Source organism: Methylobacterium sp. FW102-HT35C08, from assembly GCF_058790235.1.
The window spans coordinates 1091642-1109770 of sequence record NZ_JBYTCL010000002.1 but is presented as its reverse complement, the minus strand read 5'-3'; the positions used below and the strand labels follow the sequence as shown (position 1 = coordinate 1109770).

Below are 18129 nucleotides of genomic sequence, written 5' to 3'. Positions count from 1 at the left end.
ATGCGCTCCCCCCTCGCCGCCCTGGGCGCCGACGACCGCGCCCTGCTCCGGAAGCGCCTGCGCACCCCGGTGCTCACCTTCCTGGCGCTGCTCGCCCTGCTCGCCGTCAACGTGACTCTCGGCGCCACCCTCCCCTTCGCGCAGGTCTGGATCGTCGAGCTCGCCGTCGTCGCCGTGATGGTGGCGCTGATCCTCCTCGTCTCCATGGAGGTGATCCACGAGCCGCCGCTGATCCGGCTGTTCGCGGGACTCGGCTTCTTCTGGGTCGCCATCTTGGTCGGCATGACACTGACCGACTATCTCGCCCGCTGAGCCGGCGCGAAAGCCGTTGTCGGGATCGCGGAACACTCCTAAACGTCGCGGCTTCCCCGCAGAGCCCGGCTGAAACACGATGTGCGAACTGCTCGGCATGAGCGCCAACGTGCCGACCGACATCCGCTTCTCGTTCGCGGGCCTCGCCCGGCGCGGCGGCGAGACCGGGCCGCACGCCGACGGCTGGGGCATCAGCTTCTACGACGGCCGCACCTGCCGCAGCTTCCACGAGCCGGAGCCGAGCGCCCGCTCGCAGCTCGCCCGGCTCCTGCGCGACATGCCGATCAAGAGCCGGATCGTCGTCGCCCATGTCCGCAAGGCCAATCGCGGCCGGGTCAGCCTGGAGAACACCCATCCGTTCGCCCGGGAATTGTGGGGGCGCCGCTGGACCTTCGCGCATAACGGCCAGCTCAAGGGCGTGAAGCGCCTGCCGCTCGGCGGCTTCATGCCGATCGGGTCCACCGACAGCGAGCACGCCTTCTGCTGGATGCTGGGACGGCTCCAGGCCCGGTACAAAGCCTTGCCCCGGCCCGAGACCCTCGACCGGGCGGTGGCGGACCTCGCGGGCGAGCTGCACGCGCTCGGCGTGTTCAACATGCTGCTGACCGACAGCCGCACCCTCTACGCCCATTGCGGCAAGCGCCTCTGCTATCTCACCCGCCGTGCCCCCTTTGGGAAGGCCACCCTGATCGACGAGGACTGGCAGGTGGATTTCTCCGAGGAGACCACCGAGCACGACGTGGTGACGGTGATCGCAACCCAGGCGCTGACCCGGGACGAGTGCTGGACCGACCTCGCCCGCGGCGACGTCCTGACCCTGCGGGACGGGGCGATCCGGCTGTTGCGGCCGGCCAACTTAGCTTAAGTGTAGTTTGCCCGAGGGTGCATGCCCGCCCCCGATGCGCTAGAACCCTGGTAACAGGGGCGCATCGGCCGGACTTCCCCCCGGTTCAAGCCGGCAAGCGCTCCGCCTCGACCTTCTCGGGACCGCAGGTCGAGCCACGATGAGCTGACGAGCGCGATACGCATGACCCGCGACGACACCGATACCGTCCTGTCCCAGGAGGACGGGACGCGGGATGGCCGCCCGAACCTGGCCCCCGGCATCCGGACGCATCTCGGGGAGCACCTGCGCACGGTCTACGACCGGATCGGCGAGGAGACGCTGCCGTCCCGGTTCGCCGAGCTGATCGAGAAGCTCGAGGCGGCGCTCCGGGCCCGCGGCGAGGCGATCGAGCCGGAATTCCGCAACGGCCTGCTCGCCGCGGTTCCGTCCCTGCGCGCCTTCGCGCTGTCGCTGACCTCGAATCCGGCCCGCTCGGACGACCTCGTCCAGGACACCCTGCTCAAGGGCTGGCAGCACCGCGCCCGGTTCCAGCCGGGGACCAACCTGAACGCGTGGCTGTTCACGATCCTGCGCAACATCTTCTACTCGGATCACCGCAAGCGGGTCCGCGAGGTCGAGGATCAGGACGGGTCCTACGCCGCCCGCCTCGCCACCGCCCCGCACCAGGGCGACCGGCTCGACGTCGAGGATCTGCAATCGGCGCTGGCCAAGCTGCCGCCGGACCAGCGCGAGGCCCTGGTCCTGGTCGGCGCCGAGGGCGTCTCCTACGAGGAGGCCGCGGCGATCATGGGCTGCAAGGTCGGCACCGTGAAGAGCCGCGTCAGCCGCGCCCGCGGCCGGCTCGCGGAGCTGTTGGGCTACGACGAGGAGGATCTCGGCTCCGACCGGTTCATCCAGTCGGCGATGCCCAAGGACGCGTAGCCGCTCCCCGGCCTCGGGCCGGCGCATTGTAAAATAGGATGCATCCGAAACCGGGGATCGGGCGTTACCGGCCCGAGCTTCGCCGCGTCTCCGCGGCGGAACACCACGGAACGGAGCAACCCGTATGACCTTCAAGACCCTCATCGCCGCCTCGGCCCTCGCCCTGTCGCTGCCGCTGGCCGCCCAGGCCCAGGGCACGATCCCGGGCGCCGAGCGCGGCGCGGCCGCAGGTGCCGATGCAGCCGGCCCGATCGGAGGCATCGTCGGCGGCGCGGTCGGTGCGGCCACCGGCACGGTGGGCGGCATCCTCGGCGTCGACATGGCCCCGCGCTTCCGCAGCTACGTCCGCGAGCGCAACGTCCGCTCGTACGATTATGATGGCCGCGTCGCCGTCGGCTCGACCCTGCCGGCCTCGGGCGTGACCTACTACGACGTGCCGAGCGAGTACCGCGTGCAGCCGGGCTACCGCTACACCGTGGTGAACGACCGCCCGGTGCTGGTCGACCGCGGTCACCGCATCGTCGAGGTCATCGACTAACATCCCGGGCCGGTCCAGAACCGGCCCACAATCCCCCGGAGCCTGCGCTCCGGGGGCCTTCCCCCAGAGGCGGCCGTCTTCGCAACGCTTCATCCGTCCGGCCGTTGATAGGCGGTCCGACCCGTGAGGCGATCATGAACGACGATCCCAACATGCCGAGTAAATCGCTGCCCGAGCCCGTGCGCGACCATCTCGGCCAGCAGCTTCGCGGCGTCCTGCCCGTCGAGGCCGACAAGCCCCGCTTCCTCGGCGACGATCCGGTGCCGGAGGTGTTCGAGCCGCAGATCCGCCGGCTCGAGACGCGCCTGAAGACTCACGAGGAAGGCACCGGCGCCGTCGGTCAGGCCCTGGACCAGATCCTCGACGCGTTCGGCGTCAGGCCCGAGGACACCGACAAGCGCGCCGGCTGAGCCCTCAGATTCGAGGCTTTGTCGCCAGGAGGTCGCGGATCTCCGAGAGCAGCTTCACGTCGGCCGGCATCTCGTCGGGCTTCTTGGCCTCGGCGTGCTGCAGCTTGTTCATGGCGCGGATCACCAGGAACAGCACGAAGGCGACGATCAGGAAGTTCAGGGTCAGCGTCAGGAACTGCCCGTAACCGATGACGGCGCCTTGCTTCTTGGCATCCACGTAGGGCAGGCCAGCCTGCACCTTGGACGAGAGCGGGATGTAGTAGTTCGAGAAGTCGAGCCCCCCGGTCGCCGCGCCGATCACCGGCATGAAGACGTCTTGGACCGCCGAGTTGACGATGGCCCCGAAGGCCGCGCCGATGATCACGCCGACCGCGAGATCGACCACGTTCCCGCGCAGCGCGAATTTTTTGAATTCTTCGAGCATCCGTCAGCCCCCGCCGATTGCTGCCAAGATAGGGGCCGGTGCCGGGACGGCCAGGGTCCAGCATGAGGCCGGCCGCGTCACCGTCGACCGCTTCTCGTCTTTGCGCGCAGGCGCGAAGCACTCCAGCCGCGCGACGCTGCCCGATGGTGTGCGGCCCCGGATTGCTTCGATCCGCGCGCAAAGACGGCGCGCGGCCTGCTAGGCTGGGTCTGCCGGATTGGTGATCGCCGGCCCCTCCCCGGTCGCGGCGGCGAGCTCCGCCTTGGCCCGGCGGCGGTACTGGGCGGCGACGACCGGGATGGTCAGCAGGTAGCCGGCACTCACCGTGACCAGCGCCTCGAACGGATAGCTGATCAGGATGCCGAAAGCCGCGACCCCGAACAGGAAGATCGGCAGGACCAGGCTGCGCGGCACCCGCTTGCCCATGGTCTTGCCCGAGTAGGTCGGCACCGTGGAGACGACCATGAGGGCGATGCACAGGACGTAGATCAGGATCGCCGGCGCGGCCCACTTCTCCAGGCCGAACCCGAGGAAGTGCAGGTAGAGCGGCAGCATCGCGGTGAGCGCCCCCGCCGGTGCCGGCATGCCGACGAAGAAGTCCTTCTTCCAGTCCGGCCGGTTCGGGTCGTCCAGCATGGCGTTGAAGCGGGCGAGCCGCAGCGCCATGGCGATCGCGAAGATCAGCGCGACGATCCAGCCCACCGACTTCAGGTGGAACAGCACGAAGCCGTAGAGGATCAAGGCCGGGGCGCAGCCGAAATTCACGAAGTCGGCGAGCGAGTCGAGCTCGGCCCCGAAGCGCGAGGTGCCCTTGAGCAGCCGCGCCACCCGCCCGTCGATGCCGTCGAGGACGCCCGCCGCCACCACGGCGATCACCGCGGGCTCGAACTTGCCCTCGAAGGCGAGCCGGATCGCGGTCAGCCCGAGGCAGAGCGCCATCAGGGTGATCATGTTGGGCGCGATCATCCGGAACGGCACCGGCTTGAACCGGCGCGGGCGCGGCTCGTTCGGATCGGGCGCGAAGGGCGGGAAGAGCTCGTCCATTGTCCGCCTCAGATCCGCTTGAACACCCGGTCCGGACCGCCGCCGAGATCGGCCAGGACCGTCTCGCCGGCCACCGCCTTCTGGCCGAGCCCGACCAGCACGGTCGCGCCCGCCGGCAGGTAGACGTCCACCCGCGAGCCGAATCGGATCAGCCCGAACCGCTCGCCGACGCCGAGCACGTCGCCCGCCGAGACGAACCCGACGATCCGCCGGGCCACGAGGCCGGCGATCTGCACCACGCCGACGCGCTTCGGCTGGCCGGCATGGCTGGTCTCGATGACCATGCCGTTGCGCTCGTTGTCGTCGCTGGCCTTGTCGAGCTCGGCGTTGAGGAACAGGCCCGGCGTGTAGTGGATCTGGCCGATCCGGCCCGCCACCGGCACCCGGTTCACGTGGCAGTCGAACACGTTCATGAACACCGAGACCCGCAAGGTCGGCACCTGCGGCAGATCGAGCTCGGGCGGCGGCAGGACGGTGGCGATGAGGTTCACGCGCCCGTCGGCGGGCGAGACCACGAGCCCGTCCGCCACCGGGGTGACGCGTTCCGGATCGCGGAAGAAGTAGCAGACCCAGAGGGTGAGGATCAGGAAGATCCAGCCGAAGAACTGGGAGAAGTAGCCGGCCAGCACGGTCAGCACGATGCCGATCAGGATGAAGGGATAGCCCTCCTTGTGAATCGGCACGAGCGTCCGGCGGATCGTCTCGATCAGGTCGGTCATTGTTTTTTCGGACTCACGGGGCCGCGGGCTGGCGGACAGGTCGGACGCGCGGATGGCAGCCCGTCGGGCCGCCGTCAACTTTCCAAGGGTCGCGGGCGACCCCGCAGGTCGGCGGCCTGGGACAGGGAACCGGGCTCCGGGCCGCTTCAGCGCCGCCGAAGATCGAGGGCGCATGCCTGGGAGCTGCACGGCAAGGAGGGTCTTTACAGGCCTCCCGTCATCCCGGGGCCGCGCGGCGGAGCCCGGGATCCAGACACGCCGACGCGGCAGGGTCTGCATCGCCGCCGGTTCTGGATTGCCCGCCTCCGGCGTGCCCCTTCGGGTCCGGGCTCGCCTGCGGCGCCCCGGAATGACGGGGCGCAGAACCGAAAGGGCGCCGCATCGCCGCCAGACGGCATCGTCCCGCGCGCCTTTGGCGCCGAGGGCATCGGCCGGGGCGATGGCGGTTGAGAGCCACCGATGCGGGCTGCCACAGCCGCCTCGACGCCGCTGTGGCGGAGGCCTACGGGTGGCCGAATGATCCCGCCGACGGGCGGATCCTGGCGCGGCTCTCGCCCCCGATTCGAGCGTGCGGCGGCCGGGCGTTAGAACAAGGACACCGCCATGGTCGTACGCATCGCCCTCCTCGGTCTCGGCGCCATGGGCCATCCCATCGCCCGCAACCTCGCGGCCAAGCGCGCCTCCGAGGCCGAGACGATCGTCGCGGTGGATTCCGATCCGGCGCGCCTCGCCGGCCTCGACGCGCCGGGCCTCGTCGCCACGGCGGATCCGGCGGCCATCGACGGCGCCGAGGTGCTGTTCCTGTGCCTGCCGAACGGCGACGTGGTCGAATCGGTCCTGCTCGGCGCGGGCCGGCTCGCCGAGCGGTTGGCGTCCGGAGCGGTCGTGGTCGATCTCAGCACCATCGCGCACGCCAAGGCCGTGGCGATCGGCCGGGCCCTGGAGGCGACCGGGCGGCGCTTCGTCGACGCCCCGGTCTCGGGAGCGCCCGCCGGCGCGGAGGCCGCGACGCTGACCGTCATGTGCGGCGGCGAGACCGAGGCCGTCGCGCAGGTGCGCCCGCTGCTGGAGCGGATCGGCACCCGCATCCTCCACATGGGACCGGTCGGGGCCGGCCAGCTCACCAAGACGATCAACAACGTGCTCTACGACATCAACATCGCGGCGCTCGCCGAGGTGCTGCCGATGGCGGTCGCCATGGGGCTCGATCCCGATCAGGTCGCCGCGGTGGTCACCACCGGGACGAGCCGGAGCTACGCATCGCAGTATTTCGTGCCCCGCATCCTGCAGGGGCGCTTCGACGAGGGCTACCCGCTGGGCGCGGCCTACAAGGACTTGGTCGCCGCCGCGGCGGTCGCGGCGGAGAACGGCTTCCCCATGCCGGTCACGGCGGCCGCCACCGCCACCTACCAGACGGCGCTCCGCCAGGGCCACGCCGACAAGGATAAGGGTGCGATGGTGCTGCCGTTCGAGGACCTGCTCGGGGTCAGGGTGCGATCGGGCCGGTAGGGCCGGATCCAACCCTGGCCGTCCCCGATAGGGTGGTAGACGTGCGGCCTGACCGGCAAGCCGGACCCGCCGCTCCGGGTCTCGTCGCGATGAGGCGGGAGCGGCGCAGCTCTGGCCTTCCCGTCACTCCGCCGCCGCCGTCTCCGGCACGGCGCCGCGCCCGCGCACCGGCACAACAGGGGCATCGGCCCGCTGGAGCACCTCCAGGGCGGCGTCGGCTTCCCGTTGGCGGTCCCAGAGTGCCGCGTAGACGCCGCCGGTCTCCAGCAGCTCCGCATGGGTGCCGCGCTCGACGATGCGGCCGTGGTCGAGGACTAGGATCGCGTCGGCGTTGACCACCGTCGAGAGCCGGTGGGCGATCACCAGGGTGGTGCGGCCGCGGCTGACCCGGTCCAGAGCCGACTGGATCTCCGCCTCGGTGAAGGAATCGAGGGCCGAGGTCGCCTCGTCGAGCACCAGGATCGGCGGTGCCTTCAGGATTGTTCGGGCGATGGCGACCCGCTGCTTCTCGCCGCCCGAGAGCTTCAGGCCGCGCTCGCCCACCGGCGTGTCGTAGCCCTCCGGCAGGCTCGACACGAAGCCGTCGATCTGCGCGAGCCGGGCCGCCTCGCGCAGCTCGGCGTCGGTGGCGTCGGCGCGGCCGTAGCGGATGTTGTAGCCGATCGTGTCGTTGAACAGCACCGTGTCCTGCGGGACCATGCCGATCGCGGCCCGCAACGACGCCTGCGTCACCGCGGCGATGTCCTGCCCGTCGATGCTGATCCGGCCGGCGGAGGGCTCGTAGAACCGGAACAGCAGGCGCGAAAGCGTCGACTTGCCGGCGCCCGAGGGCCCAACCACCGCCACGGTCTGGCCCGCCGGGATCTCGAAGGTGACGCCCCGCAGGATCGGCCGCTCGGGATTGTAGGCGAAGCGCACGTCCTCGAACCGCACCGTGCCGCCCGCGACCGCCAGCGGCGCGGCGCCGGACCGGTCGGCGATCTCGGGGTTCTGCCCGAGGATGCGGAACATGTCGTCGATGTCGATCAGCGCCTGTTTGATCTCCCGGTAGATCATGCCCATGAAGTTGAGCGGCATCGAGAGCTGCACCAGCATGGTGTTGGCGAGCACGAAGCCGCCGATCGTGGTGCGCCCGGCCATGATGTCCCGGGCGGCGAGCCACATCACCACGGTCATGCCCAGCGTGAAGATCACCGCCTGGCCGGCATTGAGCACCGCCAGCGACACGTAGGTCTGCGTCGAGGCCTTCTCGTATTTGGCCATCGACTCGTCGTAGCGGGAAGCCTCCCAACGCTCCGCGCCGAAATACTTCACCGTCTCGTAGTTGAGCAGCGAGTCGACCGCCTTGGTGTTGGCGTCGGTATCCGACGCGTTCATCCGGCGGCGGATGGCGATCCGCCACTCGGTCGCCTTGTAGGTGAAGGCCAGGTAGGCCGCGACCGTCAGGAAGGCGGTCGCCGCGTAGGTCCAGCTGAACTCGTAGGCCAGCACGCCCAGCACCAGCACGAACTCGACGATAGTCGGCACCAGGGTCAGCACCATCAGGCGCGACAATTCCTCGATGCCGGCGCGGCCCCGCTCCAGAACCCGGGTCAGGCCGCCGGTCTTGCGCTCCAGGTGAAAGCGCAGGGACAGGCGGTGCATGTGCTCGAAGGTCTGGAGCGCCAGCCGCCGCACCGCGTGCATCGCCACCTTGGCGAACAGCCCGTCGCGCACCTGGGTTAGCGCCGACATGGCGATCCGCGACACGCCGTAGAGGGCGATCAGCAGCATCGGCGCGGCGAGCAGACCCGTCGGCACCGGCGCATGATCGCCCCCTTGGCCGCCGACCGCCGCGACCAGCGCGTCGGTGATCCACTTGAAGGTGAACGGCGTCACCATGGTCACCAGCTTGGCGGCGAGCAGCAGGCCGAAGGCCAGGAAGACGCGGCGCTGCAGGTCGGGCCGGCCATGGGGCCAGAGATGCGGCCAGAGCCGCCGGTAGGTGGCGATCAGGCCGGGGCGCTCGGCCGGGATCTTCGGCCCGGCCGCGGGCGCTGTGTCGTCGGTCATGCGGGTTCTGTCGGGAGGAGCGTTACGAGACCCGCATATAGGCGTGTGACCGCGCCGGATCACCCGCGCTGCGCGCATGTCCCCGTCTCACGCCCGCCAGAACGGCTTGTCGATCTCCGCGCGCAGATCCCACGGCTCAAGGCCGATATCCCGGAGCTGGTCGGGATGGAGTGCTGCGAGAGCTCGCCGCGTGCGGATCCGGCGCAGCCAGAGCCGGAGCACGGACGGGCCCGCGGCGGGGCCGGGGGAAGTGGGTGAAGCAGACAGCGTGACGGTGGGCATCGCGGACGATCCGGTGGCAGGGTTGCAGTCCGGCCGGGATTGCTGGCGAAGGATTGATCCGATACATTGCTCGGATCAATCGAAACATTGACCTCGGAGCAATAATGCGGTCCGCGGATTACCGGTCCGTCGCCGACGCCATCGCGGCCGAGATCGCGGCGGGCCGGATGCGCCCCGGCGAGCGGCTGCCGCCGCAGCGCGACTTCGCCTATGCCCGCGGCATCGCGGTCTCGACGGCGAGCCGGGTCTACGCGGAGCTGGCGCGCCGGGGGCTCACGACCGGCGAGGTCGGGCGGGGGACCTATGTCCGGAGCGATGCGGGCCGCGTCGGGCCGCTCCAGCCGGAGCCGCCCCCGGCCGCGGTCGATCTGCAGCGGACCCATTCGCGGCTGCCCGAGCAGGAGACCGTGCTGGCGGAGACGCTCGCGGCCCTGGCGCGGAGCGGCGGCGAGATCGGATTCAGCCAGTACGGGCCGGCAGGGACGCCCCGGGCGCGGGCGGTCGCGGCCGGGTTCCTGGCTCGCGACGATTACGCGCCCAAGCCGGCCGACATCCTGTTCACCGGCAACGGCCGGCAGGCGCTCGCCGCCGCCCTGGCGGCGCTGGCGGCGCCGGGGGCGCGGATCGGCTGCGAGCCGCTGACCTATCCGGCGGTTCGGGGCATCGCCGCCCGGCTGGGGATCACCCTGGTGCCGGTCGCCATGGACGCGGACGGGATGTGCCCGGAGGCCCTCCTCCACGCGCATCGGACGGCGCCGCTGAGCGGTGTCTACATCCAGCCGACCCTGCAGAACCCCTTGGGGGTCACGATGGGGCCGGCGCGACGCGCGGACCTTGCGGCGTGCCTCGACCGGACGGGGCTCACCGCCATCGAGGACGCGGTCTACGGCTTCCTGGCCGACTCGCGGCCGCTCGCCAGCCTCGTCCCGGACCGGGTGATCCTGATCGACAGCCTCTCGAAGCGGGTGATGCCGGCGCTGACGGTGGGCCTGATCGCCGCGCCCCCGCACCTGACCGACCGGCTCGCGGCCTCGGTCCGCCAGGGCGCCTGGACGGCGCTCGGCCTATCGCTCGCGGCCGGGATGCACTGGATGGCCGGGGGCTCGGCGGCCGCGCTCGCGGAGGCCAAGCGCCGGGACGCCACCGCCCGGCAGGCCGTTGCCCGGGCGGCGCTCGCGGACCTGCAGGTGGTCGGCGATCCGCACGCCTATCACCTGTGGCTCGAACTGCCCGAGACGTGGCGGGCCGAGGCCTACGCGGCCGCTGCCCTGCGCCAGGGCATCGCCCTCCTCCCGGCCTCGGCCTTCGCGGTCCATCCCGGCCACGCGCCGAACGCGGTCCGCCTCGCGCTCGCGTCTCCGTCGCGGGAGGAACTCGACCGGGCGCTGCGCAGCCTGCGCCGGCTCGCCTTCGCGGGTGACGATCAGGTCGTGGAGTGAGCGGGACGCGAGGCCGGCGCGACGCCTCTCAACCGCGAGAACGCCGCGATCGGACAGCGGAGCGGCCTGTGCCGTCCGTGAGCAGTATTCTGATCATATGTTGTCGCAGCGCAGAGATCCTGCGCTGAGGTTCGTAAAACTGCTGCCGTTCGACCATAGCGTCGACGATCGACCCACCTGCCGATTCCTTGGCGATCGATCAGGCCCGGGATACGGGATGCGCAACGTGCGGAAGATCTCATGAAGATTGCGATGATTGGGGCCGGCTATGTCGGCTTGGTCTCGGGGGCGTGCCTGGCCGATTTCGGCCACACCGTGGTCTGCATCGACCGGGAGCCCGACAAGATCGCCAGCCTGCACGCCGGTCGCATGCCGATCTACGAGCCGGGCCTCGACGCGTTGGTCGCCGAGAACGTGCGGCAGCGCCGGCTTTCGTTCAGCACGTCGATGCGGGAGGCCGTGGCCGAGGCCGATGCGGTGTTCATCGCGGTGGGCACGCCGTCGCGCCGCGGCGACGGCTTCGCCGACCTGAGCTTCGTGTTCGACGCCGCCCGCGAGATCGCCGGGGCCTTGTCGGGCTTCACCGTGGTGGTGACCAAATCGACGGTGCCGGTGGGGACGGGCGACGAGGTCGAGCGGATCATCCGGGAGGCCAACCCGGCCGCGGAGGTCTCGGTGGCGTCGAACCCCGAGTTCCTGCGCGAGGGCGCGGCGATCGCCGACTTCAAGCGGCCCGACCGGATCGTGGTCGGCACCCAGGATGCCCGCGCCGAGGCGGTGATGCGCGAGGTCTACCGGCCGCTCTACCTCAACCAGGCGCCGATCCTGGTCACCGACCGGCGCACCGCCGAGCTGACCAAGTACGCCGCCAACGCGTTCCTGGCCGCCAAGATCACCTTCATCAACGAGGTCGCCGACCTGTGCGAGGCGGTCGGCGCCGATGTCCAGCAGGTCGCGCGCGGCATCGGCCTCGACAAGCGCATCGGCCCGAAGTTCCTGCATGCCGGGCCGGGCTACGGCGGCTCGTGCTTTCCCAAGGACACGCTGGCGCTGGTCAAGACCGCCCAGGATGCCGGCACGCCGCTGCGGCTGGTCGAGACCGTGGTGGCGGTCAACGACCAGAGGAAGCGCGCCATGGCCCGCAAGGTGATCAAGGCCTGCGGCGGCTCGGTGCGGGGCAAGACCGTGGCGCTGCTCGGGCTGACGTTCAAGCCCGACACCGACGACATGCGCGACGCGCCCTCGCTGGCGATCGTGGCCGGGCTGCAGGATGCCGGCGCGCGGATCGTGGCCTACGATCCGGAGGGCATGGCCCACGCCCGCACGCTGATGCCGGAGGTGACCTACGCCGAGGATGCGTATGCCTGCGCCGAGGGCGCCGACGCCCTGGTCATCGTCACCGAGTGGAACGCCTTCCGGGCGCTGGATCTCGACCGTCTGCGTCGGACTATGGCGTCCGGAGACGCCGCCCCCGTCCTGATCGATCTGCGCAACATCTACGATCCCGAGAGCGCCGCTCGCCACGGATTCACCTATCGCGGCATCGGACGCTGAGACGGTTTGTTGCCGGGGGGCTGACATCGGCGCTCGATATCGGGCGCGGGGCAGTGCCGGCTCGGCGGTGGCCGTCCTAGCAACCTGCGCCGCTCGGCCAGGCGTTGCTTAGCCTACGCCGGCTCGCCTTCGCAGGGGACGATCAGGTCGTGGAGTGAACGGAGCTCGACGCCGGGTCCGCCGCCTCTTGACCGCCAGAACGCCACGGCCGGACCGTGGACCAGCCTGCTTCCCCCCCTGATGCGGTACACGATGCCCTCTCCTCCCTGCACCAGGGAGAAAAACAGGGAAGGCTTCCGCGCTCACCGTATCCACTTACGGTAGGTCGGTTCTAATGATTCGGTCGCTCGAAGCCCTGTTGCGCCTACGCCAGAGCCGACATGCTCACGGATTATGTTCTTGATACGTTCTAATGATAGTAGGTCTTGAAACGTCTCAGGTGCAGATCTAAGTTGGCGTTGCCCGTCATGTCGACGAGTACTCACAGACGACCGATTGCAATCGGTAGCTGTGCTTCACCAAAGTTTAGCGGCGGCAGCCTTCCACATGCCGCAGCGGCTTCGACAATTTCCCCGGGAGCCACGCGCGTCGCGCGAGTGGGGAAAGTCGATGGTCGTTGCGCGGTTGCCTTGCCCTCGGTCTCCAATTTGGAGGCCTATAATGCCAGCATCGACATCGAAGCTTGCGGCGTTAACAGCTCAGTCTAACGCACTCCCTCTCGACAGCGCCCCCCGGATCGCGCTTGGACCGGGCATCGAGGCGCGATACGGCCTGTGCCCCTGCAGCACGCTCAAAACCAACCCGGCCGCCGTTCGCGTTCATCCCAAACAGCAGATCAAGAAGCTCGCACGCGCTATCGAGGCGACGGGTCCCCTCGCCCCGGTGGTCGTCGGCGAGGACTACACGATCCTCTCCGGCCATGCTCGGGTCGAGGCAGTCCGAGCGGCATCGGAATCGATACCGATTGTGCAGGTCTTCGGGCTATCCGAGGCGCAGAAGCGCACGTTCCTGCTGTCTGACAACCGCATCGGCGAGGATGCGCGGCTCGACCGGCAACGGCTCGCCAAACAGATCCCGGAACTGACGGTCCTCCTTCAGGATGCCGGCTTCGAGATGTCCGATACGGGCTTCGAGATCGCTGAACTCGACGCTTTAACCTTCGATTTCGCCGATCAGGCCGGGGCCGATGACGACGTCGATCCGGCACTGCTGCAGGAGCCCCTCGTCCTGCGCCCGGGCGACCTGCTTCAGCTGGGGGATCATCGCCTCGCTGTCGGCGACGCACGGGATCCGTCCCTGCTGGATCGGCTGTTGGCGGGCACTGCGGTCGAGTGTGCGTTTCTCGATGTACCCTACAATCTCGCGCAGGCGGAGCTCAGCACGCGCGGGAAGGTGCGGCACCCGGATTTTGCGTTTGCCTCCGGCGAGATGAGCCAGCAGGAGTATGTCGCGTTTCTATCTGCCGCGCTGAGAAATGCGGCGCGCGTTTCGGCACCGGGGGCCGTGCATTTCGCCTGCATCGATTGGCGGCACGTGCAAGACTTGCTCGCAGCGGCTTCCAACGTCTACGGCGCATACCTCAACCTCGTCGTCTGGAACAAGACGAATGCGGGTCAGGGTGGTCTCTATCGCAATCAGCACGAGTTGATCGGCGTGTTCCGGGTCGGCGAGGCGCGTCACCGCGACAACGTGCAGATGGGGCGGTACGGCCGCAATCGGTCGAACGTCTGGACCTATCCCGGCGCCAATGGTTTCGGCGCGGCGCGGTTAGCGGACCTCGCCGCTCATCCAACCGTGAAGCCTTTGCAACTGGTTGCAGACGCTTTGAAAGACGTCACGCGATCCGGCGCGGTGGTGCTCGACACGTTCGTAGGTTCCGGCACAACCATCTTGGCCGGAGAGCAGGTCGGGAGACGGGTGCGAGCCGTCGAGATTGAGCCACGGTATGCGCAGGTCGCGATCCGCCGCTGGGAGCGGATGACGGGGCGTACGGCGGTCTGTGCGGAGACCGGGGAGAGCCTCGATGATTGGCTTCAGGCGCGTACCCGGCGCGCGGATCCGAAGATACATGACGCGCCTGCATTGTCTGATTCGTCGGAGGCGAACGGATGCGTGCTGCCACCCACATCAGAGGGAGCGTCCTCCGCGCCACCTAAACCGCGCGCACGAGTTCGCACGCGCGTGGTATGACTGATTGCCGGAGTGCAGAACCTTGCGAAGCGCTCCTGGCCCTCCGTGGTTCCGCGTGCAAGGTGCATACCTTTTCGGAACGCATCGGGTGCCGCGGGTTCGGAGAGCTAAAGCAAGATTCGTCTCTGCAGCAGTCTGCAATACTCGGCACAGAATCTGTTCTGTGCTTTAAGATGTCGCAATCAGTGCTGGTTGCAATGCGCGGAATAGATGATAAATGTATTGACATTGAAACTTGTTGAGGGGTGTCGGAACCTAAGCTTCGCTCATCTGGCCAACGGGAACTTTGCGGCGCACCGCGCGAGCAGCATTCCAAGGCGTCTGAAATACCTTCGTAAAGAGGGTAAGACGTAACGGGATGTCGATGCACGCGGTCAGGGGCTCCACTCGACACCAACGTGTCGGAGAATTGATGATGAGCGATAGCAACGATGATGAGAAAGTTGGCCCCGGGCGTCCACCTCGCAAGCATCGTTTCCAAAAGGGCATATCTGGAAATCCTCGCGGTCGGCCGAAGGTCGATCTAGATTCAAAGTTGATGGCTGAACAATATCTTCAAGCATTTTTCGAAAGGAAAGTGTCGATCAACGGCCGGCGCGGCCCGGAACGGGTTAACGCCGTCGTCGCTATGATGATGATTTGGTCCCAGAAGGCGCTGAATGGCGACACGAACGCTATCGAGAAAATCCTCGATCGATTGGACCGTCGAGCTTCGGCCGCTCCGCCTCCCAGACGCACACTAACGCCAGAGCGGTCCGAGGACGACGAGGCGATCTTACGCCGTTATCTGGGTCCCGCCCCTAATCTGCCCTCTGAGGTTGAGTTCCCGGACGACGAGACGAGGAGTGATGAGGAGGGCGACGATGGTTGATCGCGCTCGTTTCCTGAGGGCGCTCCTTCGCCGTGAGCTCTCCGCTTTCATTCACCGGACGTTCCAGGCTCTCGAGCCTGGAACGCCTTACCAGCACAGTTGGCATCTTGATCATCTCGCTTGGCAGCTCAACCGCATCGCGCGTGGCGACATCAAGCGGTTGATCATCAACGTGCCGCCGCGATCGATGAAGTCCATCGCCGTCTCGGTGGGCTTCTCGGCTTGGCTTCTCGGTCACGCGCCGAGCCGCCGGATCATCGCGGTCTCGTACGCCGCTGATCTCGCGCGGAAGCTCTCACAAGATACCCGCACCGTGATGGAGAGCGCGTGGTTTCGGGAGCTGTTCCCCGATTGCGCTCTGGTTCCGGGCCGACAACGCGATCTGGAGCTTACCACCACGCGGCGCGGCGGCCGGCTGGCGGTTGGGCTCGGCGGCAGCCTGACCGGGCGCGGCGCCGATATCATCCTCATCGACGATCCGATGAAGGCGATCGATGCCTTCTCGGCAGCCGAGCGGCGGCGGGTGATCGAATTCTACGAAGGCACGCTGGTCTCGCGCCTGAACGACAAGGCCAACGGCGCGATCGTGATCGTGATGCAGCGTTTGCACGCCGATGATTTGTGCGGGCATCTCCGTGAGCGAGCTTCGGAGGAGTGGGAGGTGGTGGAACTCCCCGCGATCGCCGTCCGGGCCGAGTCGTTTCAGCTGAGCGATAGACAGGATGATGTCTACTCGCGGCCACGCGGTGAGGTGCTCCAACCTGGGCGTGAGCCCCTTGACGTGCTGGAGGGGCTGCGCCGCCAGCTCGGCACCCTGACCTTCAGCGCCCAATATCAACAGGCACCGGTGCCGGCCGAGGGCAACGTGATCCGCCGGGATTGGCTGCGCTTCTACGAGGATGGGGAGGACCCGGAGACCTTCGAGCGCGTGGTGGTCTCCTGGGATACCGCTTCGACTCTGGGAGAGGCGAGCGACTGGTCCGTCGGCACGGTCTGGGGTGTGCTGGGATTAGACTACTACCTGCTCGACATCGTGCGCGAGCGTCTCGAGGCCCCCGAATTGCGTCGAGAAATCGTGAGCTTGAGCCGGCATTGGAGGGCGAACGCGACCCTGATCGAGGATACGGAGCTCGGGCGCGCCCTCCATCAGGATTTGCGCCGGACCGGAAACTTGTCGACGCTCCTCCATCGCTCACGCTACGACAAGGAGGCCCGGCTCCTGGCTCAGGCCGCCCGATTTGAGGCTGGGCAGGTACACCTACCATTGGATGCTCCGTGGCTCGCCGACTACATCGCCGAGCTGATGGCTTTTCCGAACGGCCGCCACGACGATCAGGTCGACAGCACCTCGCAGGCGCTCGATTACCTCACCGCTCGCGCGTTGTCCCCTCTCCCGCTGCAGCGCCGGAATCCCGTGCGTAGAGATATCGAGCGCCGCTGATGCGATTTCATCAGTGGGGTCAGCCTGCTTCTGCCGGAGGATGCCTATGTTCTCGGCGTCCGGCTCGTCGAGTCCGGAACAATTTGCGGCAGCGCCCGAATTCGACTGGACTGCTGCCGTGAAAGGAGCGTGAATGGTCGTGCAACGAAGCAGTGAGCCAGCTGAAGCGCGGCGGATAATCATGAGCACGCTTGTTCCAAACGGAGTTATCCGTCAGTTCACGCACGCCATGCGTCAGGCCGAGGCGGGCACGGCGATGGTAGGCATCAAGATCTGCGGTGCGGTTGAAGTGCCGACTGAGAACAGCCGCCCACCTCTCAACTTCAAAGCTCCGGGGCGAGATGCCGCGTCGCTGCGGGTTCTGTGCCCCAGCGGCGAGCATATGGCGAGACGAGCACCTCTATAGCTCCGGGCTGAGGTACGCCGGCCGAACCGGATACCGTCGTCCTGAGGATCGCGTCGCCCCGCAGGCTCATCGAGCCGCTCGCGGGGCCAGGGCAGTGGCGGGGCGATCCCGCCGCGAGCTCAAGGCGCGCCACTATGCACAGGGATACCTCAATACAGAACCGCCCCCTGCCCTCTCCCGGTTGGAAAGCGCAGTCGCCATCACGACGCGGGTTAGCATCAGCAGCCGCACGCGCACGCTGTGCGCTGTCGCGCGCTCTCCTGGCGTGAGGGCGGCAATGTCCAATCGCAGCATCTCCTGGGCCGCCGCCCTGCGCGAGCTGAAGGCTGACCGTGCCATCCGGCAGCCCGTGCGCGAGGAGCGCCTGCGCACGAGCACCGGCTTACGCGGCGCGCCGGTCCTCGCGATGAGCGCGTGGCGCGGACACTCCAGCCGGCGCTACGTCGTCGTGGTACAGCCACTCGACACTCCAGATCTCGTCGCCGAGAGCGCAGCTGTCGTCCTCGCTGTGTCCAGGGATGAGCGGGGCCAAGCCTCGATCGTCGGTGCTCGGGCCTGCGAGGTCGGAGATCCCGGGTTCCTCGGCTGGCTTGCCGCCTGTGCCAGGCTCGGCGCGCGTGAGCTTCATGCCTACCGGTTGGCCGAGACTGCGCCTGAGCGCTCTGCGGTCGCGGCCGACCTTGGCGGGTGCATGACCCGAGCCGCAGCAGGAGCAGCGTGATGATCCGGCGGGAGTTCAGCAAGGCTGTCCAGAGGGCTGCGTTGGCCCGGGCGGATGGGCGCTGCGAGGGCGCACTCACGGACGGCAGCCGCTGTCCATGCGCGTTACAGGTCGGGCGGTTCCACTACGACCACATCGTCCCGGCGGCGCTAACAGAGGATGCCTCGCTGGCGAACTGCCAGGTGTTGTGCCGGCCCTGTCACGCGGCAAAGACGGTGGTGGATGTGGGCGTGATCACGCGGGTGCGGCGGGTGCGTGACCGGCACATAGGCGTCGTCGATCCGCATCGGCGGCCGTTGCCTGGTAGCAAGGCCAGCCCGTTCAAGCGGCTGATCGGCGGCGGCGTGATCCGCCGCGACACAGGCGAGCGATTGGATAGACGCGGTAAGTAGATAAATTTTCCCTTGGCCTGCAGGCCGCCCGGCTCGCCGGCGAGGGCCTTCTCGTGC

The 18129-nt window shown here is 68.4% G+C and carries 18 protein-coding genes; 13 read left to right on the top strand and 5 right to left on the bottom strand.

The annotated features are described in order from the left end of the window. The 5 genes from AC3WSN_RS05430 (at position 1) to AC3WSN_RS05410 (ending at position 3028) form a co-directional block, all read left to right on the top strand. Entirely contained in the window at positions 1-312 is a 312-nt protein-coding gene (locus AC3WSN_RS05430; RefSeq protein ID WP_492536664.1) for an oxidase, read from the top strand. Positions 313-391: 79 nt separating this feature from the next. Continuing rightward, positions 392-1177: a class II glutamine amidotransferase gene (locus tag AC3WSN_RS05425; RefSeq protein WP_192709988.1), complete on the top strand. Its 786-nt coding sequence runs from the start codon at positions 392-394 to the stop codon at positions 1175-1177. 162 nt (positions 1178-1339) lie between these two features. Further along, positions 1340-2080: a NepR family anti-sigma factor gene (locus AC3WSN_RS05420; protein ID WP_192709987.1), complete on the top strand. Its 741-nt coding sequence runs from the start codon at positions 1340-1342 to the stop codon at positions 2078-2080. 124 nt (positions 2081-2204) lie between these two features. After that, positions 2205-2618: a DUF1236 domain-containing protein gene (locus AC3WSN_RS05415; protein WP_192709986.1), complete on the top strand. Its 414-nt coding sequence runs from the start codon at positions 2205-2207 to the stop codon at positions 2616-2618. Positions 2619-2752: 134 nt separating this feature from the next. Then, entirely contained in the window at positions 2753-3028 is a 276-nt protein-coding gene (locus AC3WSN_RS05410) for a hypothetical protein (RefSeq protein WP_192709985.1), read from the top strand. A 4-nt stretch (positions 3029-3032) separates the two neighbouring features. Here the strand turns inward: AC3WSN_RS05410 and mscL are convergent, their stop codons facing one another. The 3 genes from mscL to AC3WSN_RS05395 all read right to left on the bottom strand — a co-directional run bounded on the left by mscL (position 3033) and on the right by AC3WSN_RS05395 (position 5254). Continuing rightward, the gene (mscL, locus tag AC3WSN_RS05405) at positions 3033-3452 is read right to left on the bottom strand and encodes a large conductance mechanosensitive channel protein MscL (RefSeq protein ID WP_492536663.1); all 420 of its coding nucleotides are present in this window, start codon (positions 3450-3452) and stop codon (positions 3033-3035) included. Positions 3453-3650: 198 nt separating this feature from the next. Next, entirely contained in the window at positions 3651-4496 is an 846-nt protein-coding gene (locus AC3WSN_RS05400) for a CDP-alcohol phosphatidyltransferase family protein (RefSeq protein ID WP_492536662.1), read from the bottom strand. An 8-nt stretch (positions 4497-4504) separates the two neighbouring features. Further along, positions 4505-5254, bottom strand: a complete 750-nt coding sequence (locus AC3WSN_RS05395; RefSeq protein WP_210331941.1) for a phosphatidylserine decarboxylase — start codon at positions 5252-5254, stop codon at positions 4505-4507. Between the two features lie 564 nt (positions 5255-5818). On the opposite strand from AC3WSN_RS05395, the gene AC3WSN_RS05390 reads away from it, so the two are divergent. Then, the gene (locus tag AC3WSN_RS05390; RefSeq protein WP_492536661.1) at positions 5819-6724 is read left to right on the top strand and encodes an NAD(P)-dependent oxidoreductase; all 906 of its coding nucleotides are present in this window, start codon (positions 5819-5821) and stop codon (positions 6722-6724) included. A 123-nt stretch (positions 6725-6847) separates the two neighbouring features. On the opposite strand, the gene AC3WSN_RS05385 is transcribed toward AC3WSN_RS05390, so the two are convergent. Together AC3WSN_RS05385 and AC3WSN_RS05380 are read right to left on the bottom strand one after the other, a co-directional pair. Then, entirely contained in the window at positions 6848-8776 is a 1929-nt protein-coding gene (locus AC3WSN_RS05385) for an ABCB family ABC transporter ATP-binding protein/permease (RefSeq protein WP_492536660.1), read from the bottom strand. Positions 8777-8863: 87 nt separating this feature from the next. Beyond that, positions 8864-9058: a DUF1127 domain-containing protein gene (locus AC3WSN_RS05380; protein WP_492536659.1), complete on the bottom strand. Its 195-nt coding sequence runs from the start codon at positions 9056-9058 to the stop codon at positions 8864-8866. A 104-nt stretch (positions 9059-9162) separates the two neighbouring features. On the opposite strand from AC3WSN_RS05380, the gene AC3WSN_RS05375 reads away from it, so the two are divergent. From AC3WSN_RS05375 to AC3WSN_RS05345, 7 genes are all read left to right on the top strand, one after another. Beyond that, positions 9163-10497, top strand: a complete 1335-nt coding sequence (locus tag AC3WSN_RS05375) for an aminotransferase-like domain-containing protein (protein WP_492536658.1) — start codon at positions 9163-9165, stop codon at positions 10495-10497. 240 nt (positions 10498-10737) lie between these two features. Beyond that, complete coding sequence (locus tag AC3WSN_RS05370) at positions 10738-12051, top strand: UDP-glucose dehydrogenase family protein (protein ID WP_492536657.1); 1314 nt, start codon at positions 10738-10740, stop codon at positions 12049-12051. Between the two features lie 660 nt (positions 12052-12711). Next, positions 12712-14241 carry a DNA modification methylase gene (locus AC3WSN_RS05365; RefSeq protein WP_492536656.1) on the top strand — a complete coding sequence of 510 codons (1530 nt, stop codon included), beginning with the start codon at positions 12712-12714 and terminating at the stop codon, positions 14239-14241. A 412-nt stretch (positions 14242-14653) separates the two neighbouring features. Beyond that, complete coding sequence (locus tag AC3WSN_RS05360) at positions 14654-15112, top strand: DUF5681 domain-containing protein (RefSeq protein ID WP_492536655.1); 459 nt, start codon at positions 14654-14656, stop codon at positions 15110-15112. Then, positions 15105-16553 (top strand): phage terminase large subunit, encoded by a 1449-nt coding sequence (gene terL, locus AC3WSN_RS05355; RefSeq protein WP_492536654.1) that lies wholly within the window; start codon positions 15105-15107, stop codon positions 16551-16553. Before AC3WSN_RS05360 ends, terL begins: the two co-directional genes overlap by 8 nt. Positions 16554-17236: 683 nt before the next feature. Continuing rightward, positions 17237-17680, top strand: a complete 444-nt coding sequence (locus AC3WSN_RS05350; protein ID WP_492536653.1) for a hypothetical protein — start codon at positions 17237-17239, stop codon at positions 17678-17680. Further along, positions 17680-18072 carry an HNH endonuclease gene (locus AC3WSN_RS05345; RefSeq protein WP_492536652.1) on the top strand — a complete coding sequence of 131 codons (393 nt, stop codon included), beginning with the start codon at positions 17680-17682 and terminating at the stop codon, positions 18070-18072. Before AC3WSN_RS05350 ends, AC3WSN_RS05345 begins: the two co-directional genes overlap by 1 nt. The last annotated feature ends 57 nt before the right edge of the window (positions 18073-18129 follow it).